At 65.0% G+C, this 449-nt stretch carries 1 protein-coding gene; it reads right to left on the reverse strand.

What is annotated here, in order from left to right:
- Positions 1–449 (reverse strand): RNA polymerase sigma factor region1.1 domain-containing protein (locus tag F7R11_RS26960; protein ID WP_282959778.1); only part of this gene is annotated, 449 nt, incomplete at both ends.

A 449-nucleotide genomic window follows, 5' to 3' on the forward strand; every position in this document is an offset into this window, starting at 1 on the left:
TGATCTCGTCATTGGCGACGCGCTCGGCGTGCGCCAGAATCTCGGAGATCGTGACCGGGCAGGCCGAGATCGCCATCACCATGTCCTTCAGGCCGGCCTCGATCCGCTTGGCGATCTCGATCTCGCCTTCGCGGGTCAGCAGCTCGACGGTACCCATCTCGCGCATGTACATGCGGACCGGGTCGGTGGTGCGGCCGAATTCGGAGTCGACCGTCGACAGCGCGGCTTCGGCCTCTTCCTCGGCCTCTTCCTCGCTGGTGGCCGACGGGGCATTGTCGTTGAGCAGCAGCGTCTCGGCGTCGGGCGCCTGCTCGTAGACGGCGATGCCGATGTCGTTGAGCGTCGCGACCAGCGTGTCGATCGTTTCCGAATCGACCATGTCGTCCGGCAGGTGATCGTTGATCTCGGCGTAGGTCAGGTAGCCGCGCGACTTGCCCAGCTTGATCAGC

Source organism: Ralstonia insidiosa, assembly GCF_008801405.1.
Taxonomy (GTDB): Bacteria; Pseudomonadota; Gammaproteobacteria; order Burkholderiales; family Burkholderiaceae; genus Ralstonia; species Ralstonia insidiosa.